The organism is Lysobacter sp. DMC104, assembly GCF_056313665.1.
The window spans coordinates 139,350-164,134 of record NZ_JBQUZW010000002.1 but is presented as its reverse complement, the minus strand read 5'-3'; the positions used below and the strand labels follow the sequence as shown (position 1 = coordinate 164,134).

The 24,785-nt window shown below is 65.8% G+C and carries 23 protein-coding genes; 10 read left to right on the top strand and 13 right to left on the bottom strand.

Annotated features, from left to right (window positions below; translation table 11 throughout):
- Window positions 1–205: 205 nt before the first annotated feature.
- Complete coding sequence (locus ACT53R_RS03620; protein ID WP_476170476.1) at window positions 206–646, top strand: DUF4279 domain-containing protein; 441 nt, start codon at window positions 206–208, stop codon at window positions 644–646.
- Window positions 647–667: 21 nt separating this feature from the next.
- Here ACT53R_RS03620 and ACT53R_RS03615 read toward each other — a convergent pair whose 3' ends face one another.
- Window positions 668–1,315: a response regulator gene (locus tag ACT53R_RS03615; RefSeq protein ID WP_476170475.1), complete on the bottom strand. Its 648-nt coding sequence runs from the start codon at window positions 1,313–1,315 to the stop codon at window positions 668–670.
- Window positions 1,312–2,502, bottom strand: coding sequence for a sensor histidine kinase (locus ACT53R_RS03610; protein WP_476170474.1), 1,191 nt, complete (start codon window positions 2,500–2,502; stop codon window positions 1,312–1,314). Before ACT53R_RS03610 ends, ACT53R_RS03615 begins: the two co-directional genes overlap by 4 nt.
- A 144-nt stretch (window positions 2,503–2,646) precedes the next feature.
- On the opposite strand from ACT53R_RS03610, the gene ACT53R_RS03605 reads away from it, so the two are divergent.
- Entirely contained in the window at window positions 2,647–3,354 is a 708-nt protein-coding gene (locus tag ACT53R_RS03605; protein WP_476170473.1) for a hypothetical protein, read from the top strand.
- A gap of 92 nt (window positions 3,355–3,446) precedes the next feature.
- Here ACT53R_RS03605 and ACT53R_RS03600 read toward each other — a convergent pair whose 3' ends face one another.
- From ACT53R_RS03600 to ACT53R_RS03550, 11 genes are all read right to left on the bottom strand, one after another.
- Complete coding sequence (locus tag ACT53R_RS03600) at window positions 3,447–3,647, bottom strand: hypothetical protein (RefSeq protein WP_476170472.1); 201 nt, start codon at window positions 3,645–3,647, stop codon at window positions 3,447–3,449.
- A gap of 87 nt (window positions 3,648–3,734) precedes the next feature.
- Complete coding sequence (locus tag ACT53R_RS03595) at window positions 3,735–4,973, bottom strand: glycosyltransferase (RefSeq protein WP_476170471.1); 1,239 nt, start codon at window positions 4,971–4,973, stop codon at window positions 3,735–3,737.
- Window positions 4,970–5,572 carry a hypothetical protein gene (locus ACT53R_RS03590; RefSeq protein WP_476170470.1) on the bottom strand — a complete coding sequence of 201 codons (603 nt, stop codon included), beginning with the start codon at window positions 5,570–5,572 and terminating at the stop codon, window positions 4,970–4,972. The genes ACT53R_RS03595 and ACT53R_RS03590 overlap by 4 nt, the downstream gene beginning before the upstream one ends.
- Window positions 5,569–6,792 (bottom strand): glycosyltransferase, encoded by a 1,224-nt coding sequence (locus tag ACT53R_RS03585; protein WP_476170469.1) that lies wholly within the window; start codon window positions 6,790–6,792, stop codon window positions 5,569–5,571. Before ACT53R_RS03585 ends, ACT53R_RS03590 begins: the two co-directional genes overlap by 4 nt.
- Complete coding sequence (locus ACT53R_RS03580) at window positions 6,771–7,721, bottom strand: NAD-dependent epimerase/dehydratase family protein (RefSeq protein ID WP_476170468.1); 951 nt, start codon at window positions 7,719–7,721, stop codon at window positions 6,771–6,773. The genes ACT53R_RS03585 and ACT53R_RS03580 overlap by 22 nt, the downstream gene beginning before the upstream one ends.
- 10 nt (window positions 7,722–7,731) lie before the next feature.
- Window positions 7,732–8,625 (bottom strand): MBL fold metallo-hydrolase, encoded by an 894-nt coding sequence (locus tag ACT53R_RS03575; RefSeq protein WP_476170467.1) that lies wholly within the window; start codon window positions 8,623–8,625, stop codon window positions 7,732–7,734.
- Window positions 8,622–9,623: a 3-oxoacyl-ACP synthase III family protein gene (locus ACT53R_RS03570; RefSeq protein WP_476170466.1), complete on the bottom strand. Its 1,002-nt coding sequence runs from the start codon at window positions 9,621–9,623 to the stop codon at window positions 8,622–8,624. Before ACT53R_RS03570 ends, ACT53R_RS03575 begins: the two co-directional genes overlap by 4 nt.
- Window positions 9,624–9,752: 129 nt before the next feature.
- Entirely contained in the window at window positions 9,753–10,910 is a 1,158-nt protein-coding gene (locus ACT53R_RS03565) for an isovaleryl-CoA dehydrogenase (RefSeq protein WP_476170465.1), read from the bottom strand.
- A gap of 141 nt (window positions 10,911–11,051) precedes the next feature.
- Complete coding sequence (locus ACT53R_RS03560) at window positions 11,052–12,152, bottom strand: Glu/Leu/Phe/Val dehydrogenase dimerization domain-containing protein (protein WP_476170464.1); 1,101 nt, start codon at window positions 12,150–12,152, stop codon at window positions 11,052–11,054.
- A 263-nt stretch (window positions 12,153–12,415) separates the two neighbouring features.
- Complete coding sequence (locus ACT53R_RS03555; protein WP_476170463.1) at window positions 12,416–13,687, bottom strand: 2OG-Fe(II) oxygenase; 1,272 nt, start codon at window positions 13,685–13,687, stop codon at window positions 12,416–12,418.
- Window positions 13,684–15,237, bottom strand: coding sequence for a phospholipase D family protein (locus tag ACT53R_RS03550; RefSeq protein ID WP_476170730.1), 1,554 nt, complete (start codon window positions 15,235–15,237; stop codon window positions 13,684–13,686). Before ACT53R_RS03550 ends, ACT53R_RS03555 begins: the two co-directional genes overlap by 4 nt.
- A gap of 155 nt (window positions 15,238–15,392) precedes the next feature.
- Here ACT53R_RS03550 and ACT53R_RS03545 point away from each other — a divergent pair, with 155 nt between their 5' ends.
- From ACT53R_RS03545 to ACT53R_RS03510, 8 genes are all read left to right on the top strand, one after another.
- On the top strand, window positions 15,393–19,028 hold the full coding sequence (locus ACT53R_RS03545; protein ID WP_476170462.1) for a methylmalonyl-CoA mutase family protein: 3,636 nt from the start codon (window positions 15,393–15,395) through the stop codon (window positions 19,026–19,028).
- A 144-nt stretch (window positions 19,029–19,172) separates the two neighbouring features.
- Entirely contained in the window at window positions 19,173–21,302 is a 2,130-nt protein-coding gene (locus ACT53R_RS03540; protein WP_476170461.1) for a DEAD/DEAH box helicase, read from the top strand.
- On the top strand, window positions 21,299–21,952 hold the full coding sequence (locus ACT53R_RS03535) for a DUF2290 domain-containing protein (RefSeq protein WP_476170460.1): 654 nt from the start codon (window positions 21,299–21,301) through the stop codon (window positions 21,950–21,952). The genes ACT53R_RS03540 and ACT53R_RS03535 overlap by 4 nt, the downstream gene beginning before the upstream one ends.
- A 251-nt stretch (window positions 21,953–22,203) precedes the next feature.
- Window positions 22,204–22,407 (top strand): hypothetical protein, encoded by a 204-nt coding sequence (locus tag ACT53R_RS03530; RefSeq protein ID WP_476170459.1) that lies wholly within the window; start codon window positions 22,204–22,206, stop codon window positions 22,405–22,407.
- Between the two features lie 64 nt (window positions 22,408–22,471).
- Window positions 22,472–22,912 (top strand): hypothetical protein, encoded by a 441-nt coding sequence (locus ACT53R_RS03525; RefSeq protein WP_476170458.1) that lies wholly within the window; start codon window positions 22,472–22,474, stop codon window positions 22,910–22,912.
- A gap of 196 nt (window positions 22,913–23,108) precedes the next feature.
- Window positions 23,109–23,312, top strand: a complete 204-nt coding sequence (locus ACT53R_RS03520) for a hypothetical protein (protein WP_476170457.1) — start codon at window positions 23,109–23,111, stop codon at window positions 23,310–23,312.
- Window positions 23,313–23,425: 113 nt separating this feature from the next.
- The gene (locus ACT53R_RS03515) at window positions 23,426–24,310 is read left to right on the top strand and encodes a DMP19 family protein (protein ID WP_476170456.1); all 885 of its coding nucleotides are present in this window, start codon (window positions 23,426–23,428) and stop codon (window positions 24,308–24,310) included.
- 174 nt (window positions 24,311–24,484) lie between these two features.
- A complete protein-coding gene (locus ACT53R_RS03510; RefSeq protein WP_476170455.1) occupies window positions 24,485–24,688 on the top strand; it encodes a hypothetical protein in 204 nt (67 codons plus the stop codon).
- The last annotated feature ends 97 nt before the right edge of the window (window positions 24,689–24,785 follow it).

The window sequence follows — 24,785 nt, the reverse complement described above, 5'->3', positions numbered from 1 at the left end:
GAGGGAGGCACGCATCGCGCGGCGTGTCCGTCGCCGCGGAAAAGTGGGGGAGGGAAGTCCGCCGAGCGCAGCGTCGGGCGTGCGTCGCGGGAAGGAAAGGATGCGCGCGGGCCGTATCACCGTTCGCGACTGACGGGATCGCGGCGCTGGACGCCGCGGCAAGCAGCGGGCGGGCGCCGCCGCGGGTCCGCGCTAGACTGCGCCGATGGGCATCGCACACCATTCCCGCTGCACGCTGAGGCTGTACGGCGACGCGCTCGATCCCGATGCCGTCACCGCCGCGCTGGGCTGCGCACCGTCGCGCGGTTGGCGCAAGGGCGACCGTCGCGTGTTCCCGAAGTCGGGCCGGGTGGCGATCGAACGCACCGGTGGCTGGGCGCTGTACGCCGAGGATCGCGAACCCGAGGACCTGCCCGCGCAGATCCGCGACGTGCTGGATCGACTGAGCGACGATCCCGCGGTCTGGGCCGAACTGCGCACGCGCTGCCGCATCGACATGTTCTGCGGCGTGTTCATGGCCTCGGGCAACGACGGCCTCGAATTCGAGCCGGAGCTGCTGCATGCGCTCGCCGTGCGCGGCATCAAGCTGTCGCTCGACATCAACGACGCCGAGGATGCGGACGACAAGTCGCCGGCCGCGTCGTGATGCCCGGGTGCGGTCCGCAGGCTACAGCAGCCGCTGCGTGATCGCCTTCAGCACTGCATGGGTGCGGTCCCGGCAGTCCAGTTTCACCAGCAGTTCGGAGATGTAGTTCTTCACCGTGCCTTCGGAGAGATGCAGGCTGCGGCCGATTTCCTTGTTCGAATAGCCGCCGGCGACGAGGCGCAGGATCGAGCGTTCGCGTTCGGTCAGGCGCACGCCGCTGCTGCTGGCGCTGTCGTCGCTCCATGCCGCGCGCACCGGTCCCAGACTTACCGGCTGCAGCAGCGTTTCGCCCGCAGCGACGCGCAGGATCGCGGCCTTCAGGTCCTCGGGCGAGGCGTCCTTCAGCAGGAAGCCCTGCGCGCCGGCCTCCACGGCCTGCATCATCAGCGTCGGATCGTCGAACGTGGTCAGCAGGATCACCGGCGTGGCGTCGCCGCGTTCGCGCAGCGTGCGCAGCAGGCCGATGCCGCCGAGCCCGGGCATGCGGATGTCGCTGACGATCAGGTCCACCGGTCGCTGCGGTAGCGCGGCGAGCAGGCGCTCGGCATCCTGGCTTTCCAGCGCGATCTCGATGCCGAGGTCGGACAGCAGGCTGGACAGGCCGCGCAGCACCAGCGCCTGGTCGTCGCACAGTGCGATGCGCACCGCGCGGGTGGCCGGCGCGCTCACGCTGCGTGCTCCGGCAGCATCACTGTCACGCGCAATCCGCGCGGCGGCGTGGGTGCGAATGTCAGCGTGCCGCCCAGCGCCTCCACGCGCTCGCGCATGCCGGTGAGGCCGTTGCCGGGCATGACGACCGGCGGTGCGAGACCGTCGTTGTCGACGACCAGGCGCAACCCTTCTGCGACGCGATGCAGTCGCAGGTCGATGCGTCCGGCGCGGCCGTGGCGCAACGCATTGGTAATCGCTTCCTGCGCGCAGCGCAGCAGCGTCTCGGCCCGGTCGATGTCGTCCACGCGCAGGCCGTCCTCGATGTCGATGCCGATGCGCACGCCCGGCATCGGTCGTGCCAGTGCCTCGAACGCCGCGCGCAGGTCGACGCCGTCGTGGGCGCGCAGCGCGCCGACCACTTGACGGATCTGTGCGAGCAGGTCGTCGGCGAGTGTGGTCGAGATGCGCACTTCCTCGCGATCGGCGAGCGTCGGGTCACGCGCCAGACGGGCGAGGTTGAGCTTCAGCGCGGTGAGACTGTGGCCGGCGACGTCGTGCAGTTCGCGCGAGAGCTTGAGGCGTTCTCCGGCGCGCGCGGATTCCTCCAGCAGCAGGCGCGTCGCCATCAGTTCGGCGTTGACGCGGGCGAGGCGTTCGCGTGCCTGTTCGCGGCTCTGCGCATAATGGCTGGTGAGCCCGGCGAAGACCTCGAACCCGACGATCGACATCAGCGACAACAATGTTCTCGTCAGCGGATTGCCGTGTACGAGCCACAGCGAAGCGAACGCGAGGTTGAGGACGATCAGGAAGCCCAGGGCCACCGGCATCCGCAGCACGCCGATCGCCTGCACCGTCAGCAGGATCAGCAGTACCGCGGTCTGGCCGCCCAACAGCAGCGCTTCCGCGATCAGCAGCAGCGCGCTCTGGATGATCAGGCCGGCCGTGAGCTGCGCCGTCGTGGCGCGGGGCGACGACGATGCGCAGGCCGCGAAGGCCACGATGAAGCCGACCAATGCGCACAACCCGGTCCATTCGGCAGGATCGTGTCGCGCCAGCGCCGCCGGTTCGATGACCTGCAGCGTGATCACCAGCCAGGTCACATAGGCCGCGATGTTCAGTGGCGTGAACATGCGCTGGCACAGCGAGCCGTCGTGCGGTTGCAGGCGTTCGGGCAGCGCGTCTTCGGCGGTGGTCGGCGTCGGCATGGCGGCAGCATGGCAGCCGCGGCGCCGGGCCGGAAGCCTGCCGGCGCACGAGGTGACTTTTTTCACCCCCTGCGGGTGACGACGGGCATGTGCCGGCGGACCGGCCCGATCCGGAGACTGTCCGCATTCCCGCAGGAGTTCGCCATGGACACGTTCTACCGCCTTCTCGTTTCCGCGCACGGCCTCGTCGGCCTGGTCGCCCTCGTCACCTTCTGGCTTGCGGCGTTCGCGAAGAAGGGCTCGCCGCTGCATGTGCGCACGGGCAAGGTCTACATGCTTGCCATGATCGGCATCATCGCCACCGCGGTGCCGATGGCGATCATCATCGGCCTGCGCGGGCATCTGGCCAACGCGCTGTTCCTCGCCTATCTGGCGATCATCACGTCGACCGGCGTGTGGCTGGGCTGGCGCGCGGTGAAGCGCAAGCGCGACCAGGCGGCTTTTCGTGGCGGCCCTTATGCGGCGATCGCCGTGCTGAACCTGCTGGCGGCGGCGACGGTGTTCGTCGCGGGCCAGCGCACGGGCAGCGTGCTGCTGATGGGCTTCAGCGCGGTCGGCGCGATCGGCGGCATGCAGATGCTGGCGCGCCGCCTGCGACCGCTGGCGGAAACGCGGTGGTGGCTGCGCGAACACTTCGGCGCGATGATCGGCTGCGGCGTCGCCACGCACATCGCCTTCCTCGCGATCGGCCTGAATCGACTGATCGCAGCCGCCGGCCTGCATGCGCCCTCGTGGTTCGGGATGGTCGCGTGGTTCCTGCCGCTGGCCCTGTCGATCGTGGTCGGCATCCGGCTCAACCGGAAGTACATGCCGAAGCAGGGGGCGGGCGTGATGGTCCCGGCCCACGCCTGAGATCGTGCCCGGCATTGAGCCTCGCATCGCGCGACCGCCCCGTCATCGCGGGGCGGTCGCGTTTCACGATGACATTCTTCCCGTCGCGCCGGTCAGCGCGCGGCCATGCAGCCGTTCATCACGTAACACGTTTCGCGCTGTTCCCAGCAGACGTCGATGTTCGTGCCGCTGCGCACGCACTGCCGGTACTGGTATTCGCAGAAGGCGCATCCGGCATCCTGCGAATAGGCGAACGACGACGCGAACAGCAGCGTCGCGGTGAAGCACACCAGGGTCTTCCTCATGACGTTCATCTTCGACTCCTTGACGCGTGGCGTTGGCCACGGATGCCCCTGCGAGCCGGAGCATAGCACCGGGCATGCGCCGGTCCGGGACCGTCTTCACACCCCCAGCCGCGCACGCACCCGCGCGACGATCCTGGCCTCGGCCAGGCCCGGACGCAGGGCATCGACGAAACGGTCCGCGCGCAGTCCGGCATCGTCGTCGAGCACGCGCCGCAGTGCCGGCGCGATCTCGCGCGGGTGGCGCAGGCGGAGCGCGACGCCGGCGGCATCGAGCCGCGCAGCGTGGTCGAACTGGTCGTAGTCGCGCGGCAGCACCAGCGCCGGCACGCCGGCGCGCAGGCATTCCCAGAGCACGCCGGCACCGCCGTGGTGCAGCACCGCGCGCATCCGCGGAATCCACGTGGGGTAATCGACCCAGCGATGCCGTTGCAGCGCGGCATGCGTGCCGGAAGTGCCGTCGTCGAGGCGGCCATCGCTGAAATGCAGCGTGAGGTCCGGATGCGCGCGCGCCACGGTTTCCAGCGTTGTCGCGAGTGCGTCCTTCGCGAAGCCCAGGTGCGTGCCCAGCGTCGCCAGCACGTGCCGGCGCCCGTCGTCCGGCGGCGGTGCACCGTGATCGGGCGGGCTCCACAGCATCGGCCCGACGAACTGCAGCGACGCGGGCCAGTCGCGCTCGAATTCCAGTTCGCGCAGGCCGAGGGCGAGGATGCATTCATCGGAATATGCCGCCTCGCTGCCGTCGTCGCGATACAGCGACGGGAATCCGAGCGCCGCCAGTCGCCGGCCATGCAGGCGATACACGCCGCGCTTGAACGTGCGCACGGTGCGCGCGGCGACGGCATCGCGCGCGCGGCCGAACGCGCCGGTGCCGGGCAACCAGCCGCCGAGGTACGCCGGCGGGCCGCCGGGCGCTTCGATCACGCAGGGCGACGGATGCGACGTCCACCACGGGATCCCGCGTCGCCGCGCGACCGCACCGGCCACGGGCAGCGTGAAGTCGGCGATCAGCAGCTCGGGCCGCTGAGTCGCGTAGCGCGCATCGAGTGCGGAGGCGAAGGCTTCGAGCAGATCGAGGCTGCGCTGGAACTGCGCATGCAGCCGCAGCGGATGGCTGCCGACCGGATGCGGCGGATCGGTGATCGCATGCAGCGCCGCATCCGCGCCCGGCACGACGGCCACACCGTCGAGGCCGGTCGCGCGGATGCGCGCCTGTGCGCCGTCGGTGCTGATCACGGTGACGTCTGCGATGTCGCGCAGCGCGCGGCCGATCGCGAGGATCGGATGCAGGTGTCCCGCGAACGGCGGTGCGAGCAACTCGATGCGCGGTCGGCTCACGTCGCGCCCCGCAGCCAGTTGAACTGCGAGCGTGCGGCGTCGACGACGGCATCGTGATCCAGATAGTCCATGTGCCCGCAGGAAAGCGTCTGCGGCACCGGGCCGTCGAGTGGTCCGAACCAGTGCGCAATGCGGTCGCGGTCGCCACGCAACTGCACGCCGGCGATGTCGCTCGGCCAGCGTGGCGCGACACCGCCGTAGGCGACGACGCGCAGCCGCGCGCGTGCGCCGATGTCGAGCGGCGCGAGCAGCAGATCGAGCAGGCCCAGTCCGCAACTGCCGACCAGCAGCAGCGTGCGCGGCGATGCCTGCAACCAGTCGCGCGCGGCGACGATGTCATGCGATGCGAACGGCGACAGCGCGCCGCGGCGTGCGGCGAGGTACTGGCGGCCGTTGGCGAGGCTGGCGCGCAGCAGCGGCACCGGACGCCACGGTGCGGTGTCGGCATGCCACGGGAAATTGAGCGCGACGAGATCGATGCCGTCGGCATCGGACGCGAGTGCGTCGAGCGTGCGCCGCTGCGCCAGCGACAGCGCGCAGCGCCCGGGATCGCTCTGTCCGGTGAGGAAGGCGATCCGCGGCTGCGACCTCGTGCTCACGGCAGTTCCTCGAAGCGATCGTTCGCGAGCACCCGATAGCGATGCGAACGCCACTGGATGCGTCGGTCGAGCAACGCGTGCAGCAGATGCAGTGGCATCAACAGTGCGACGAACAGCGACGCGGCGGGTTCGGCTTTCGTGGCCGTGCCCGCGCAGGCGCGCTGCAGCGCGCGGCGTCCGCGCACATGCAGGATCGCGGCGCAGGCGACGGCCACACCGCCCGCCCATGTCGGCGCGCAGCCGAAGGCGATCAATGCCGCCAGCGGCAGCAGCGACGGCAGGCACTGGCCGAAGAGGATGCGCAACTGCTGCGACATCGGCTGGGATTGCACCAGCAGGCGCGCGAACAGCATCCAGCGATGCATCTGCCGCACGTAGGCGGCGGCATCCGGCAGTGCAGTGCGCATCCAGACCGGTTCGTGGCACTGTTCGATGCGACCGCCCGCGACGAGCACCGCCTGCGCCATCGCCAGATCGTCGGTGAGATGGCGCAGCCGCGGCGCGAAGCCGCCGATCGCGTCCAGCGCGTCGCGACGCATCGCCCAGCACATGCCGTTGATCGTGGGCGAACGATCGCCGAGTCGCGCCGGCAGGTAGGTGATCGGCGCGTGGTCGTTGACGAAGCGTGCGAGCAGGCGCGAGCCACGGCCCGGTGCGGGCAGGTAGGCCGGCAGCGCGGTCGCGATTACCGGCGCATCGCAAGTGGCGGCGCTGCGCACCAGTGCCGCGAGCAGTGCGTCGAGCGACGCCGCCGGCAGGCGCGCATCGTCGTCGAGCACCAGCACCTCGTCACCGGTGCAGTCCGCGAGTGCGCGATCGAGCTTGAACAGTTTCGGGTTGAGGCCGGCCGGGCAGGGCGGATGCAGCGTGACCCGCACGCGCGCCGCGTGTGCGGCCTCGCGCGCGAGCACGCCGCGCACGACGCCTGCGGCGGCGGGATCGTCCTCGTCGATCAGCCAGTGCAGCGTCGCACCGCGCGCGCCCAGCGTGCGCAGGCTCGCGCCCAGCGCCTCGCCGAGCGTGGGATCGCCGCTGCGAATCGGTTGCAGCACGTCGACGCGTGCGAAGCGGTCCGGTGCGTCGTCGCGCGACGGAAGCGTCCGCGTGCCGCGGAGCGAACGCCACGCCAAGGTCTGACGCAGCGCTTCGACCAGCGGCCACGCAATGCAGACGGCGGTGGCGACCATCGCGGCGGGCGTCACGGCTGCGTCCTCTGCCATGCGACGAAGTCGTCCACGCCTTGCGCGAGCGTGCGCGACGGCGGGCCGAGCACCGACACCGCCTTTGCGATGTCGAAGGTCTTGCCGAACGCCAGCACGTCGACGCCGAAGCGCGTCACCGGCGGTTCGCCGCGCAGCGGCAGCACGGTCCACGCGAGTTCCGCCGCATGCGCCGCGAGCCGTGCGACGCGATACGGTACGACGCGCGTCGGCGGTGGCAGGTCGAGGCGACGGAACACGTCGGCGAGGAAGTCCTGCATCACCACCGGTTCGCCCTGACTGAGGTTGAACGCGCCGATCGCCTCGGGCCGCTGCGCCGCACGCAGCATGTAGTCGACCAGCGCGTCGACGCCGATCAGGTCGCCGACGGCGGGCGTGTCGCCGCGCACGATGATCGGCAGCTTGCCGCGCTTAGCCGCCGCCAGCAGGCGCGGGAACAGCACGGTGTCGCCCGGGCCGAACACCGCGCGGGGCCGCAGGATCGTCCATGCGCCGTCGTAGCCGCGTACCAGCGTTTCGCCCGCGGCCTTGGTTTCGGCGTAGGTGTTGGCGAACTGCGGGCCGATCGGATCATCCTCGCGGATGCCGAACTGGTCGCGCGGCTGGTAGTGCACGGAACTCGACGAGATGTAGACGAGCTTCGGCCGGCCATGTGCGCGGCACCAGTCGACGACGTGGCGCGTCGCGTCGACGTTGTGGCGCAGGTACGCGCGGCGCGGCGCAAACGGCGACGACAGCGCCGCGGCGTGGATGACGACGTCGGGCGCGAAGTCGAGGTCGAACGGCTGCGACAGGTCGATCGCGCGGTAGTCCGGATCGGGCAGCGTGCGGCGGCCGACGCCGAGCAGTTCCAGCCCCGGCATGCCGCGGAACCGCTGCATGAAGCGGCCGCCGATGAAGCCGGAGGCACCGGTGAGCAGCAGTTTCATGCTCGGCCCCTCATGGCGTGCCCCGCATCGTCGCGGGCAGCCGTGCGTAGCTCGCTTCGCAATGCGAGGGCAGGATGCAGTGGCCGTCGTCGCCGTGGTCGAGTACGGCCTGCAGCTTCGCCAGCGTCGCATGCTGCAGCGACCAGTCGTCGCTGAGCGAGCGTGTCGCCAGCGACGGCCCGCGCGCGGTGCGACCCGCGTCGATCCGCCAGGTCGCGTCACCGGCGAGCAGCACCTCGCGATCGTCGTCATGACGCAGCAGCAGGCCGAAATGGCCGCGCGCATGGCCCGGCAGCGGTACCGCGCGCAGGCTGCCGTCGCCGAGCAGGTCGAGGCCGTCGCCCAGCGCCTGCCAGCCGGTCGGCAGCGGAATGCGCGGGCGCGATTCGATCGCGACGTGACGACGATCCACGTCGTCGGGCAGCAGTTCGCGCAGCGTCGCCTTGCGCAGGCGCGCGATACGACCGGGCGTGCGTGCGAAGCGCAGTGCCGCGTCGCCGCACCAGATGCGGGCGCGCGGCAGATCGCGCAGGCCGGCGATGTGGTCGGCATGCAGGTGCGACGCGAACACGCCGGCGATCTCGTGCGCGGTAAGGCCGTGGCGCGCGAGCTGCGGCAGCAGGCATTCCTCCGACGGCAGCGTCATCGGCGTCGCCCATCGGTACAGGCGTTCCGGGAACGCGTCGGTCGCGTGCAGGAAGTGCTCGGCATAACCGGTGTCGAACAGCAGCGCGCCGGCGTCGGGATGGCGGATCAGGCCGACCAGCGCGGGAAACCTCGCGTTGCGCAGTCCGCCGCCGCGCAGCGCGAGGCATTCGGGATGCGTGCAATGACCGACGCGCAGCACGGTCAGCGACGTGCGGGGGAGGTCGGTGCTCGACGATAGCGCGATCGTGATGCTCACAGCCGCAGCACCGCGCCGCCGAGAGTGACACCGGCCGCAGTGCCGATCAGCAGCGCGGTGTCGCCGGGCTGCAATCGTCTGCCGGCGAGCGCATGGTGCAGCGCCGTCGGCAGCGAGGCCGAGACCTGGTTGCCGTGCGTCGCGAAGATGTCCTCGACGCGATCACGCGGCAGACCGAGGCGCTTGAACACGTGTTCCATGCCCAGACGCGAGGCCTGGTGCGGGATCACGCGGGCAATCGAGGCGAGGTCGCACCCCGCATCTCCCAGCACGCCGTCGACGAACCCCTCGAAATGCTCGGCGGCGATGCGATACAGCCGCTTGCCGTCCATGCGGAACGTGCAGACGTTGCGATAGTCGCCGTCATGGCGCGAGGGCGGCAGTCGCGAACCGCCGCCGGGGATCTCGCAGGCATGCGCGCCCTCGGACCAGGTCTCGAAACGTGCGGCGAGCAGGGCGGGGCCGTCGGCCGAATCGCCGGCTTCGAGCACCGCCGCCGCCGCACCGTCGCCGAACAAGCCGACGGTGTCGAGGTCGCGCGGATCGAGCGCGCGCGAGGCGAGATCGCACGAGACCAGCAGCACGCGGCGATGACGTCCAGTGGCGAACAGCGACGCGATCACGTCGAGCCCCATCACGAAGCCGATGCAGCTGGCGTTGAGGTCGAAGGCGGCCGCGCCGCGCAAGCCGAGTTCGCGATGCAGCAACGCGGCGTTGCAGGGCATGGCCTGGTCGTGGCTGGCGTTGGCGCAGACGACGGCGTCGAGATCGGCGATCGTCAGGCCCGCGGCATCGAGCGCGGCGCGAGCGGCCTCGGCGGCGACCTGCGCGGCGTTGCGGTCGGGTTCGACGCCGCGGCGGCGGACGCCGGTCCGGGCTTCGATCGTGCCGGGCGCGAGCCCGAGGCGGGCGTCGAGCGTCGCGCTGTCCAGCCACAGCGCCGGCGTCGAGAGACCGGTGCCGAGCAGGCGCAGCGGGCGGGGCGAAGGAGACGGCATGACGGGGCGCGCGAGGAACTGCGCGCACTGTAGCGTGCGGGGCGCCGGATGTCCGGCGCGCGATGCGTCGCGGTGCATCGGTCGCGTGCGACGCGACCGGCGGTCGCCTCGATCGCGACCGCTGTCGACTCAGAAGTTGCCGTTGAACAGCTCGCGGCCGATCAGCATCCGCCGGATTTCATTCGTGCCGGCGCCGATCGCGTAGAGCTTGGCGTCGCGCAGCAGGCGGCCGGTCGGGTATTCGTTGATGTAGCCGTTGCCGCCGAGCGACTGGATCGCTTCCAGCGTGACCTGCACCGCGGCCTCGGAGGCGTGCAGCAGGCAGCTGGCGGCGTCGATGCGCGACTTGTAGCCGGCGTCGTAGTCGCGCGCGACCTGGTAGGCGAACGCGCGGCTGGATTGCAGTGCGGTGTACATGTCGGCGACCTTCGCCTGCATGATCCCGAACGTGCCGATCGCCTGGCCGAACTGGCGGCGGTCGCGAACGTAGGGCAGGGCGACATCGAGCGCGGCCTGCATCAGCCCGATCGGGCCGCCGGTCAGCACGAGACGCTCGGTGTTCAGGCCGCTCATCAGCACCTTCACGCCGTTGTTGACCTCGCCGAGCACGTTCTCCGCGGGGATCTCGCACTGCTCGAACACCAGTTCGCAGGTGTTGCTGCCGCGCATGCCCAGCTTGTCGAGCTTCTGCGCGGTGCGGAAGCCCTTCATGCCCTTTTCCACGATGAACGCGGTCATGCACTTGGAGCCCAGCTCGCGGCTGGCGGTGCGCATGTAGACCACCAGCACGTCGGCCTCGGGGCCGTTGGTGATCCACATCTTGTTGCCGTTGGCGATCCACGTGTCGCCTTTCAGCTCGGCGCGGCAGCTCATCGAGCCGACCACGTCGGAGCCGGCGCCGGGCTCGCTCATCGCCAGCGCGCCCTTCCACTCGCCGCTGCACAGCTTCGGCAGGTACTTGCGGCGCTGGGCGTCGTTGCCGTTGGCGTACAGGTTGTTGACGCAGAGGTTGGAGTGCGCGCCGTAGCTCAGGCCGACCGCACCGGACGCGCGCGAGATTTCCTCCATCGCGACGAGGTGCGCCAGATAGCCCATCTCGCTGCCGCCGAACTCGGCCGGCACGGTGATGCCCAGCAGGCCCAGTTCGCCGAGCTTCGGCCACAGATCCTGCGGGAACGTGTTCTCTTCGTCGATCTTCGCGGCACGCGGCGCGATCTCGCTGTCGGCGAAACGACGCACCGCCTCGCGGAGCGCATCCAGTTCTTCATCCAGGGGAAACGGACGCATCGGCACAACCTTGTCGACGAAGTAAGGAAAAACCCGGTAGTGCGGCCTGACCAGCCATTCGGCTGTTGAACACCAGGCCGCTGTTTCGTACCCATGCACGGCATGAGCGGCCTGAAGGCCGCTCTACCGGTCAAACCAATCTCAATGACCGCGCATGCGCCCCAGGAAACGCGGGGCGGCGCGACCCATCGGCAGCTTCAGCTTGCCGATCGCGGCGATGCGCTCCTCGGCGAGGCGGTCGGCGGCGCGGTAGGTCGGGATGCCGTCGCGGTCGGAGATTTCGTAGATGCGCGCGAGGTTGTGGTAGATCGTGCGCATCATGCGCATCGCGCGTTCGCGGTTGTAGCCGTCGATCTCCAGCGACACGTTCATCACGCCGCCGGCGTTCACGGCGTAGTCGGGCGCGTAGACGATGCCGCGCTTCATCACTTCGTCGCCGATCGCGTTGTTGGCGAGCTGGTTGTTCGCGGCGCCGCAGATGATCTTGGCCTTCAGGCGCGGCAGCGTGTGTTCGTTGATGGTGCCGCCCAGCGCGCACGGCGAGTAGACGTCGGCCGGCACGTCGTAGATCTCGTCCGGGGCCACGGCTTCGACGCCGTATTCCTCGACGGCATGCGCGACCAAGTCCTTGTTGATGTCGGTGACGAAGACCTTCGCGCCGCGTTCCTTGAGCAGTTTCACGAACTCCATGCCGACGTGGCCGAGGCCCTGCACCGCGTAGCTGTGGCGACCGACTTCCTCGTCGCCGTACTTCTTGTTGAGCGTGGCCATCAGGCCCTGCAGCGTGCCGTAGGCGGTGAACGGCGAGGGATCGCCCGAACCACCATGGACCTGGTGCACGCCGGTGACGAATTCGGTTTCGCGGTAGACGTATTCCATGTCGTTGACGTCGATGCCGACGTCCTCGGCGGTGATGTAGCGGCCGCCCAGCGAATCGACGAACTTGCCGAACGCGCGGAACAGCGCTTCGGACTTGTCCTTCGACGGATCGCCGATGATCACCGCCTTGCCGCCGCCGATGTTCAGGCCGGCCACCGCGTTCTTGTAGGTCATCCCGCGCGAGAGACGCAGCACGTCGTTCAGCGCGTCCTGCTCGGTCTTGTACGGCCACATGCGCAGGCCGCCGAGGGCGGGGCCGAGCACGGTGTTGTGGATCGCGATGATGGCCTTCAGGCCGGCGTCCTTGTTGTGGCAGAACACGACCTGCTCATGGCCGTTGTTTTCGATGTGTTCGAAGATCATCGGAAGCTCCCTTGCGCCGGCGGCCGTGGTGAAAGATACGGCTCGGTACGTTGCAAGTCGTTGAATTGATGGAAGTCAGCGTCGTGTTCATGCGGCAGGGGGTGGCCGCAGGCGCGCAAGTGTAATGCAACCGCACCATCCGGTCGTGTGGCGTTGCGGCATCGCTCTTCCGGCATGCATGCGGGCGCGCTGCCCGTTCGTCGGAAGCGCGCGGTTGACCTGCGTTGTCGGGCTGCCGTGCCGCTGCGCTTCCGTCGCCGGATTCAGCAGGCGCGATAGCGACCCTGGCGGATCCACAGCGTCGCCAGCCATTTTTCGCCGACTTCCACCGGCGTGCCGGCATGCAGCGAGTCCGGATCGGGCGAACCGTCGGCGTGCAGGTTGTCGAACACCACCGCGCGGCCCGGAAACGGTTCCACGCGCAGGCCGGGCACCGGGAATTCGGTGGCGCCGCCGGCTTCGACCGCGTTCAGGTACACGATCACCGTGCGCGTGCGGTTGCCGGCATGTGGTCGATCCATCTGGATCGTGCCCGGCGGCAGGTAATCGCGATGCGGCCGGTACTGCTGGCCGGGTTCGTAGCGCAGCACGGTCAGCTGTTCGGCATTGGGCAGGTCGATGCCCGCTGCGGCGGCCATGCGCAATTGCGCGATGCGCAGCGCGCTGTTCTCCAGCAACGGGTCGAAGCAGGTCTCGCTGCTGGTGCGCAATTGCAGCGTGTGCGGCACGCCGGTGATCGGATCGGCCGTCTGCGACGCATGCAGGTGCGGCTGTGCGCTGGCGATGTAGAGCCGGCATTCGTCGGCGGAGAAGAAGCGATCGATCACCGACACGCGCGGCAGCGCGCTCAGTGGCTGCGCTTGCGGCGGATGCAGCGCGTCTTCCAGCGACAGCTGGCGCGGCGTGCCGTTGGCCGCTTCCGGCGGCGGCAGCGTGAAACCGGGCAGGCGGCGCAGGCCGTTCGCTTCGAGCTGCGTCCACAGGTCCGCGGCGGCGGCGGGATCGGCTTCGCAACCTTCGCCATGCGCCAGGCGTTCCGCGAGCAGCGCCGCGGCGACCGCACTGCCGCGCGCGGCAGCACGCTGCAGCAGTTGCAGGCACAGCGCCTGGTCTTCGGGATGCGCCTTGCGCCCGAAGTGGATCGCGGCAGTGAGCAAGGCCGGCGGGAAATCCGCCTGCACCGCACGCAGGATGCGTTCGTTGATGCGGCCGTCGCGCGGCAGCACGGCGCCGCCGATCGCGATGTTCGCCAGCAGCTCGCTCGCGGCCGGATGCCCGGCCTGCTCGGCGCGCTGGAGCCATTGCGCCGCGGCGTCCGGCGCCGGCGCACCGGCCATGCCGTACAGCCGCATGCGCGCGTATTCGAGCTGCGCGTGCGGGTGCCCGGCCTCGGCCGCGCGCAGCAGCCACGCCTGCGCTTCGGGCATGCGCTGCGCGTCGATCAGCGCCATCGCCAGTCGCAGAATGTCATCGGGTGCGCCCGATTCGGCGGCGCGTTGCAGGGTGTCGAGGGAAGCGATGGCAGCGGCGTTCACAATTGCGACTCCAGGGGAAGCCAGGACACGACGCGCGCGACGACGCGCTGCGTCGTCGTCGTGTCGGGCGGGACATCGATGATCTGCGGCGGACGATGCGTGCGATCCACCCAGCGCGTGCCGCCGTCCGCGCCGAGCACCACGCGGTAGCTCAGCGGCGGCGAGGACAGCCGCACGTATTCCTGGCGCAGGGCCTGCGCCAGCCCGGGATCGTCGAACATCACGCCCATCTCGGTGTTGAGGTAAGCCGAGCGCGCGTCCATGTTGAACGAGCCGATGAAGCCGCGGCGGTCGTCGACGACGTAGGCCTTGGTGTGCAGGCTGGCGCCGCTGCTGCCGAACACGCTGCTGTCCGGCACGCCCTGCGCGCGGATCTCGTACACGTGCACGCCGCCGCGCAGCAGCGCTTCGCGGTAGTTGCGATAGCCGCCGTACACGGCGGGCACGTCGTTGGCGGCCAGCGAATTGGTGATCACGCCGATCGCCTTCCCGCTGCGCGCCAGCCGCGTCAGCGCGGCGCTGCCATCGTCGCCGGGCACGAAATATGGCGAGATCAGCAGCGCCTTCTGCTTCGCGGCGGCGATGTCGCGGGCGATGCGGTCGACCAGCCAGCCGTCGGTGGCGTCGTCGCGGCCCTTCAGCGGCGGATCGGCATGCAGGTGGATGCCCGCGCTCCAGAACGGCACCAGCTGTTCGCGCGCGTAGTCCTGCACCCGCGCCGAACCTTCCAGCCGGCGCAGGTAACGCTTCGCGTCGGGCCCGGCGGCCTCGGTCTCGATCTGCTGTGCCAGGGTGTCGAAGCCGGCCTTCGGCGCATCGGCCAGCGCTGCCAGCGGCACCACCGCGGGGCTGTTCCAGTAGCGGTCGAAGATCGTGCTCGCCTCCTGCACCGCCGGCCCGAACAGCACCATGTCGAGGTCGCGGAAGTTCACGTCTTCGCCGGCGCCGAAATACTCCACGCCGATGTTGCGGCCGCCTACCACCGCCACGCGGTTGTCGGCGATCCACGCCTTGTTGTGCATGCGGTGGTTCACGCTGAAGAAACGCTGCGCGAGTTCGACGACGCGCGCCAGTCCGGTGCGGTTGCGGAACGGGTTGTACAGCCGGATCTCGATGTTGGGATGCGCGTCGAGCAGCAGCAGCTTCGAGTCCATGCCCTTCGCGTTCATGTCGTCGAGCAGCATGCGCACGTGCACGCCACGCTCGGCCGCGCGCCAGACCTCGCGACCCAGCAGCCGGCCGGCTAGATCGTCATGCCAGATGTAGTACTGCAGGTCGAGGCTGCGGCCGGCCCGCTGCGCGGACAGCGCGCGCGCGGCGAAGGCGTCCACGCCGTCGTTCACCAGCAGCGCCCCGGTCTGGCCGGGATGCGCGGCCTGCAACGGCGCCAGTTCTCGATCCAGCGCGGTCGCGTCCGCCTGCGGCGCCAGCGCGACCGACGGCTTGCCGGTGGCGGGCGGGGTCAGGTGGTCGGCCAGCAGCAGCCCGCTGAACGCCAGCGCCGCCAGCGAGAAGGTGCCCCAGCCGAGGATCCGCAGCGCCCGTCGCATCGTCATCGCCGCCATCCGCCAACCCCCGACCGTACCGTGCGCGGCAGTATCCATGCCGCCGCGGCCCGGCGGCAAGGCGCGGGCTCCTCCCGCAGTGGGGGCGCCCGGACCGGCACGCTAGAATGGGCGTCATTCGATTCCAGCACGGAGCGCGCATGAGCACGCCAGTCGCCCACACTGCCGAAGGGCACGTCCCCGCCTCCCGCACCGACGCCGCGCCGCTGCGCTTCGTCACCGCGGCCAGCCTGTTCGACGGCCACGACGCCGCGATCAACATCATGCGCCGGCTGATCCAGGCGCAGGGCGCCGAGGTCATCCACCTCGGCCACAACCGCAGCGTCGAGGACGTGGTCCGCGCCGCCTTGCAGGAAGATGCCGACGCCATCGCGCTGTCCAGCTACCAGGGCGGCCACGTCGAATACTTCAAGTACATGGTCGACATGCTGAAGGAACGCGGCGCCGGCCACATCCGCGTCTTCGGCGGCGGTGGCGGCACCATCACGCCGGAGGAGATCCGCGAACTGCAGGCCTACGGCGTCGAGCGCATCTACCACCCGAACGACGGCATGCACATGGGCCTGGTCGCGATGATCGAGGACGTGGTGCGCCGCGCCGGCGCGGCCCGCACGGATTCCATAGGGCGGGCTCAAGCCCGCCACTCATCGACGTCAGCCATCAAGAGCGGCGGGCTTGAGCCCGCCCTACACGACGAAATTTCGATCGGGCACATGCTGAGCCTGATCGAAGACGATGCGCTGACCGAATCCGAACTCGCCCACCTGCGCAAGGAATGGCAGCTCGCCGGCGGCAAGACGCCCGTCGTCGGCATCACCGGTACCGGCGGCGCCGGCAAGTCGTCGGTGACGGACGAACTGCTCAACCGCTTCCTCGCCAACTTCCCGGAGATGCGCATCGCCGTGATCTCCGTCGACCCCACCCGCCGCCGCACCGGCGGCGCGCTGCTGGGCGACCGCATCCGCATGAACTCGTTGCGGTCGAAGCGCGTGTTCATGCGCTCGATGGCGACCCGCCGCCAGCACATGGCGACGAACGTCGTGCTGAAGGACTGCATCGGCTTCCTGAAGTCGCTGGGCTACGACCTCGTCATCGTCGAGACCGCCGGCATCGGCCAGAGCGATTCGGAGATCGTCGACCTCGTCGATTTCCCGATGTACGTGATGACCAGCGACTTCGGCGCGCCCAGCCAGCTCGAGAAGATCGACATGCTGGACTTCGCCGAACTCGTCGTGCTGAACAAGTTCGACAAGCGTGGCGCCGAGGATGCCCTGCGCGACGTGCGCAAGCAGTGGAAGCGCAACCGCGTCGCCTTCAACGTCGCCGACGAGGACGTGCCGGTCTACCCGACCATCGCCAGCCAGTTCAACGACCCCGGCATCAGCTGGATGTTTGCGAACCTCTGCCGCCTGCTGCGCGAGAAGCTGCACCTTGAACCCTCCCCTTCAAGGGGAGGGCAGGGTGGGGATGGGGTTGCGTCCCGATGCGATTGGCATCCGCAGATCGACACCGCGCTCAAGGAACCACGCGCCACCGTGCTCATCCCCGGCAGCCGCGTGCGCTACCTCGCCGAGATCGCCGAACAGGGTCGCGGCATCAACCGCCGCATCGAATCGCAGGCCGAGATCGCCGACCGCGCGCAGGCGTACTGGCAGTCGCTCGAAAGCCTCGGCGACCCGGCGCTGCCGAAGATGCTGGCGCTGTACGCGCCCGATGCCCTTCTCCTTCCCCCGCGCGCGGGGGAAGGTCGGGATGGGGGCGATGCCACCGCAAACCCCCACCCCAACCCTCCCCCGCAGGCGGGGGAGGGGGCTCAAACCGTCGACCGCACGCTGCTGACATTGCGCCAGCGCTACAACGACGCCGTGCAGTCGCTCGACAGCGAAGCCCTCAAGCTGCTGCGCGAATGGCCCGCGCGCCTGAAGTCGATCGTCGACGAGGTCAACGAATACCAGGTCCGCGACAAGACCATCCGCGTCGAGAACTACCGCGAATCCCTCTCGCACCAGAAGATACCGAAGATCGCCGCGCCCACCTACAAGAGCTGGGGCGAGCTGCTGACCTTCCTGCAGAAGGAAAACCTGCCGGGCTATTACCCGTACACCGGCGGCGTGTATCCGTACCGCCGCACCGGCGAGGACCCGATCCGCATGTTCGCGGGCGAGGGCACGCCGGAGCGCACCAACCGCCGCTTCCATTACCTCAGCGTCGGCCAGCCCGCCGCGCGCCTGTCCACCGCGTTCGACAGTGTGACGCTGTACGGCGAGGACCCGGCGCCGCGCCCCGACATCTACGGCAAGATCGGCAATTCCGGCGTCAACATCGCCACGCTCGACGACATGAAGAAGCTGTACTCCGGCTTCGACCTCTGCGCGCCCAGCACCTCGGTGTCGATGACCATCAACGGCCCCGCGCCGATCATCCTCGCGATGTTCATGAACACCGCGATCGACCAGCAGGTCGAGAAGTACCTGCGCGCCGACCAGGGCCGCTGGGACGCCGCGCACGCGAAGATCGAAGCGATGTTCGACGGTCGCCAGCGCCCCGAATACGGCGGCCTGCTGCCCGAGACCAACGACGGCCTCGGCCTCGGCCTGCTGGGCGTGACCGGCGACCAGATCGTCGACGCCGAGACCTACGCCGCCATCAAGGCGCAGACGCTGTCGACCGTGCGCGGCACCGTGCAGGCCGACATCCTCAAGGAAGACCAGGCCCAGAACACCTGCATCTTCAGCACCGAATTCGCGATGCGGATGATGGGCGACATCCAGCAGTTCTTCGTCGAGAAGAACGTGCGCAACTTCTACTCGGTGTCGATCAGCGGCTACCACATCGCCGAGGCCGGCGCGAACCCGATCAGCCAGCTCGCCTTCACCTTGTCGAACGGCTTCACCATCGTCGAGTACTACCTCGCCCGCGGCATGAAGATCGACGACTTCGCGCCCAATCTGTCGTTCTTCTTCAGCAACGGCATGGACCCGGAATACACCGTCATCGGCCGCGTCGCCCGCCGCATCTGGGCGCGTGCGATGCGCGAACGCTACGGCGCCAGCGCCCGCAGCCAGATGATGAAGTACCACATCCAGACCTCCGGCCGCAGCCTGCACGCGCAGGAGATCCAGTTCAACGATATCCGCACCACGCTGCAGGCCCTGTACGCGCTGTTCGACAACTGCAACAGCCTGCACACCAACGCCTACGACGAAGCCATCACCACGCCGACCGAGGAAAGCGTGCGTCGCGCCGTGGCCATCCAGATGATCATCAACAAGGAACTGGGCCTCAACTTCTGCGAGAACCCGTGGCAGGGCAGCTTCATCGTCGACAAGCTCACCGATCTCGTCGAGGAAGCCGTCTACAAGGAATTCGAGGCCATCAGCGAACGCGGCGGCGTGCTCGGCGCCATGGACACCATGTACCAGCGCGGCAAGATCCAGGAAGAGTCGCTGTACTACGAACACAAGAAGCACGACGGCAGCCTGCCCCTGATCGGCGTCAACACCTTCCTGCCCAAGGACCACGGCGGCGACATCGTCACCGAGATCGAACTGATCCGGAGTACGGAGGGGGAGAAGGGGCAGCAGATTGCGAATGTGGCGGGGTATCAACAGGGCCGCAATGCGTATGCTGCCGACGGGCTGGCCTCACTGCAGAAGACGGCGCGGGATCGGCAGAATGTGTTCGCCAGCTTGATGGAGGCGGTGAAGACGCATAGTCTGGGGCAGATCAGTCATGCGCTTTATGATGTGGGTGGTGAGTATCGGCGAAATATGTAAGGGAATCCTTACCGAAGAGGTAGTGAATTCCTATCGAGGCCCGGTCTTTGATTTGCTATGTTTGTCGTGATTTACGTGAAAAAATTAGGTGGCGCATTTTGCGTGCGGCGCCAGTCAGTAATCGACTTAGGGCAGGAGATCTGAATGCTCAATGTAATTTGGGGCTCTCATAAGGAGAAGCCTGAGTCCGCTAACGCCTTGGTCGAAGCCCTAACGGCAGACCCTGCCTCTGACGGCTATCTATATATCGGTTATCCGATCGTAGGATCGCCCCTTGGGCCGCTCAAGTTTGATGCTTTGCTTGTGTCGCGTGCTCATGGGCTTGTGGCGTTCGATCTTGTCGAAGGCTTAGAGCTCGGCGATTTTCGAGAGAGGCTCGACGAAATTGCTTCGATGCTTGAGGTTAAGTTGAAGCCCTATCCGGCGTTGAAGTCAGGGCGAAAACTGAGGTTCGAGATTATGGCGGTTTCATTTGCGCCGGCGAAGCACCAGTTGCCTGCAGTTGATCCGCCGTACTTTTGCGCAAACCGAAATAATCTTGCTGGGGTGCTAGCGGAGGCCGGTGCGCCTATTGAGGATGGGGGGCTATTCGCGCATCTCTTGGCTGCAATTCAAGTAGTAACATCAATTCGATCAGGAAAGCTAAAGCGTGAGCCAAAGCAACCTGATTCGCGTGGCGCTCGATTGAAAAGAGTTGAGGATTCAATTGCAAATCTAGACCAGCATCAATCGCGAGCGGTGATTGAGACTGTCGATGGCTTGCAACGTATTCGCGGGCTTGCTGGTTCCGGCAAGACGATCATTCTGGCCCTCAAGGTCGCGTATCTGCATTCGCAAAATCCAGATTGGAATATCGCTGTAACATTCAATACTCGTTCCTTGAAAGAGCAGTTTCGTCGATTGATTAATGGCTTCACTATTGAACAGACAGGGTCAGAGCCCGATTGGGAGAAAATTCGGGTCATTAATGCTTGGGGGGCTCCTGGGGAGAAGGAGCGTGATGGCATTTATCATCAATACTGCCGCGAAAACTCGGTTCCATTCATGGACTTTGGAACTGCGAAGGTGCAGTTCGGCACAGGTGATCGGGCTTTTGCTGGTGCTTGCGCGATGGCTATTGCTGCAACACCAGAGCCAAAAGAGGTGTATGACGCAATTCTTATCGATGAAGCTCAGGATTTTCCGCCGGAGTTCATTCGCCTATGTCATCGATTTCTTAAACCACCGAAACGTCTCGTGTATGCGTACGATGAGTTGCAGACCCTGACGTCCGGTTCGGTTCTGCCGCCTGAGGACCTGTTTGGAAAAGATAAAAACGGAAATCCTGTCGTGCCGTTTGATTCGTCGGAGACAGCTGTTCCTCGTCAGGACATTATCCTCGAAAAGTGCTATCGAAATTCGCGCCCCGTGCTAGCGACAGCACACGCCCTGGGTTTTGGTGTGTATCGAGACGGTGGTTTGGTTCAGTTCTTTGATCAAGATTCACTTTGGACCGACGTAGGCTATACGGTAGTGGCTGGCGAGCTTAAGGCGAGCCATGATGTATCGCTAGCTAGGACGCCCGATAGCTCGCCGCCATTCTTAGAAGATCATTCCCCACCTGAGGATCTCATTCAATTCATTACTTTTGAAAGCGAACAGGCGCAAACGGAATGGCTGGTTGCGAACATTCTGCGAAATATTAGGGAAGAGGAGTTGCGTCCCGAGGACGTGGTAGTCATTAATCCTGATCCACTCAAGACCCAAGAGGCGGTGGGTGCCGCTCGTTCAATTCTCTATTCTAGGGGCGTGAACAATGAGTTGGCGGGTGTCAGCACTTCTCAGGATGTATTTTCAAAAGAAAATTCTGTGACCTTCACTGGCGTGTTTAGGGCGAAGGGCAACGAGGCTGGCATGGTATATGTCATTAACGCTCAGGATTGTTTTGGTGGCTTCACTCGGTCTCAGGTTGCCGTCAATCGCAATCGATTGTTTACCGCAATAACGCGTTCTAAGGCGTGGGTTCGGGTCTTAGGGATCGGGCCTAATATGGATAAGCTGCGGTTGGAATGGGAGAGGTTGCGCGAGAGCGGCTATGCACTAACTTTTAAATATCCTTCTGAGGAGGAGAAGAAGAAGCTGAAGCTAATCAATGTAGACCCAACACCTAGGCAGGCAGCGCGCGAGCGTCGCCTCATGAAGCAGCGCGATGATCTATTGAAAGCCGCTCAGCAAGGTGAGCTAGATCTTGATGAGCTCATTAACGATTTGAAGCGAGTTCGTGATTCCAAATGAAATTTCGCGACGTACAACGTCAATTAGACGAAGTCTATTCGCGTTCGATAAAGGCAGGGGTCTCAGTTAGGCAAAACTATCCTTCAGTTGATGCTCCGCGAATGATTGGAGAGCTGGGAGGGGCGTCTGTGGCAATGAAAAACATCCCCTATCGTCAAATTTACACTGAGTTCGATGCTCACAATCTCTATCATTTGAAGCTGATTGATGGTGCGCTCATGCAGTTCCAGTATTCTTTTGATGATTCTGAAAATCTGACTAAGCATCGTCTTGCATATTTCCCGAGCCCAGAGCTTCCATCGGCAGAGGATGCGCCTGAGCTTTATGCTCACGATGAGCTCTATGGCGACATCATTGTTGAGCGGTTAGTGCGGTTTCCGATTCGATTCGACTATGACCCGGCGAACTATCAGCCGGTGTTCCATTCGCATTCTCATTTGACGTTGGGTCAGTTCGAGAATTGTAGGATTCCAGCTAGCCACCCGCTGTCTCCTTATGCCTTTTTACTGTTCGTAGTGCGTAATTTTTATTTCAGAATTTATAGGAAGCAGCAGAATACGTTTGAGAAGAGTATTTCTGGTTGTCGTTCCCAGGAATGCATTACGGATCTCGAACGCCGCGTTACATCAATAGTTATAGCGAAGTGCTAAGTAACCCGTAAGGCGGGTCATCCCTACGCCGGGTCTTGACCCGCCGATGACGAAGCGTCGAGCAGCATCGAATTGTGGCGGTGAAAATCCAGGGTAGAGAGTTCCCACCGTTGTCGTCCCAGCATCGCACCGTGCTCGGCGCGTCAAGGTCGAGGCAAGTTGCTGCGCAAACCTTGACGCGCCTGCGCGCGATGCGGGTTGGGCTCGCCAACGGCGGTCACAGTGGCTGCCGGGCGAAACGGAGTGCCGTCATGTCCAAGCCCAAGTCGCCGCCTGTGTCCCGCGCCGCGGTGTCGAACGTCCTGCTGGTCGAAGTCCCGCCCCAGTTCATCGCCCTGTGCGAAGCCAGCGGCACCCGCCCGCAAGCCGCCCTGCGCGGCATGGCCGCCATGGTCTGCGGCCTGCGCTACGACGACGACAACCGGTTGGTGCCGCTGGAAGGCACGGCCACGTAAGCTTTACCTCGGGTGCAGGCGGTGTCTGCTCCAGAGTATTCCATACCCATGAAGAGAATTCATTATGAAAAATGTAATCGCCAAAGCGGCCGAGAAAGTAAATGGCACGGATTCGGCCAAGCATTTTGCAGAAATTGTAGCTTCACTTCACGGTATGCCGCCAAATTCATTCGGTGACCCTAAGGCTGCTGCTGAGTTTGGGAAAGAGGTGGCCAAGGGCGCGGCTCGATCACAAGAGATAGAGGCTGAATCAGCTGCGAGTAACTTTGAGCATGCGCAAGCTACATACCGAGTCCTCCTTGGTAAATCTGAATCGGAAGACGAGCGAAAGCGAATTCTAGATGATATCCGTCAGTCTGAAGAAAGGGCGGATCAGGCGGCACGTCATCGTATAGATAGCAATGAGAGAATTTGGAAAACGGCGATAAAAGGCGTGGTTGTTGTTTCAGTGGGTGTGGTGGGATTGACATTGGCAGCTGCAGCCTATGCTCTTTCTAAGAAATAATCTTGAAACCCGCAGAAAAATAGGGGGGCAGAGTAGAGTTTTGAGGTGCCCACCGTTGTCGTCCTAGCATCGCATCGTGCTCGGCGCGTCAAGGTCGAGGTGAATTGCTGCGCAAACCTTGACGCGCCTGCGCGCGATGCGATCCGTCATCGCCAACGGCGCTCACTCCGGGCGTCGGGCGAAACGGAGTCCCGTCATGTCCAAGCTCAAGTCGCCGCCTGCGCCCCGCGTTGCGGTGTCGAACGTCCTGCTGGTCGAAGTCCCGCCTCAGTTCATCGCCCTGTGTGAAACCAGCGGCACCTGCCCGCAAGCCGCCCTGCGCGGCATGGCCGCCATGGTCTGCGGCCTGCGCTACGACGACGACAACCGGCTGGTGCCGCTGGAAGGCACCGCCGCGTAAGCTTCACCCGGGCGCAGACATTGCCTGCGCCGGGGACATGGTTCTGTTTGGCTACGCAATTCTTGAGTTTCAAATTGCGATGGGATTGATAATTCCCACTTCTAAAGAGATAGATGGAAGGTTATTTTGCGATGATGAAGAATCCCCATGAAGAACGCCTTTCTGCTCTGCTGCAGAATTCAGCTGGCATGTCTGCAAGCGGTGAGATCATTTGTGACCTCGACATTTGCGGTGTTGGTTACACTTGTAATATTCGTACAGAATTGGCGGGACGTGGGCGCTTCGATCAGGTAGATCTGCCAATGGAGTTCTCCGAACTTCTGGAATCAACCTATGCATGGTCGAAGACCGATCCGCGTGGGCCGGCGTATCGCATTCAAATCGAGTTGAATCCGCTGGTTGGCGCGCAGTATCGATACTGGTGGGAGGAAGAAGATAAAGGGTCACTCGCTAACATTGCGCGCACTGTGGCCGGGAGATTTCCGAGCTTCGTGATGCGGCAGCGCTTTGATCGTGAGCTGATCGATGTGCTTGATGACTGGGAATTTCTGAACTTGTTCCTGACCCATGTGCCGGCCCGCGCTGCACGCGGTGAGCCGGTTCCGCCTGCGATGTTTGAACTCTATGCCGTGGTCGATTGGGAGGCGGACACCAGCAATGGCACCTTTGATCAGTACTTTGCACGTGCTGCCGATGTTTCAGGCATTTTTTCTCGCGAGATACTTCACGTGGCGACACTGCGCGGGCTGGAACGCATCGGGATGGACAGCGCAATCGCACTGTATTGTGAAGCGATTGCGCTCTACGCACACTTCAGCGAGTCTGTGGAGCGGACCCGTGAAAAACTCGACATTCCGCCAGTCCCACGCCAGAAATGTTCTGACATCATGCGCCGCTACTATCGTGATTTCGAGGCGGAGTATCGAAATGCGCTGGCGCGCTATGTGCGCTCTGCGCCATCCTCCGTCTGGATTTCACATGCAGCAAGTAGCAAGTAGCCCGGGTAAGGCCAAAGGCCGCACCCGGGAATTTTAAAGAGGCATGCGTGGATTCTTCCCGGGTGCGCGCGTTGCGCTTACCCGGGCTACCAAGCCTTGACGCGCCTGCGCGCGATGCGATCCGTCATCGCCAACGGCGTCCACTCCGGGCATCGGGCGAAACGGAGTGCCGTCATGTCCAAGCCCAAGTCGCCGCCTGTGTCCCGCGCCGCGGTGTCGAACGTCCTGCTGGTCGAAGTCCCGCCCCAGTTCATCGCCCTGTGCGAAGCCAGCGGCACCCGCCCGCAAGCCGCCCTGCGCGGCATGGCCGCCATGGTCTGCGGCCTGCGCTACGACGACGACAACCGGCTGGTGCCGCTGGACGGTGCGGCCGCGTGATCGCGGCCCGGGCGCGGGCCAGCCCTGCGCCCGGGCTATCCCGGTGGCCGGGCTATCCCGGTGGCCGGTCCGCGCCGCTCCGGGCGCGTCCCGGTAA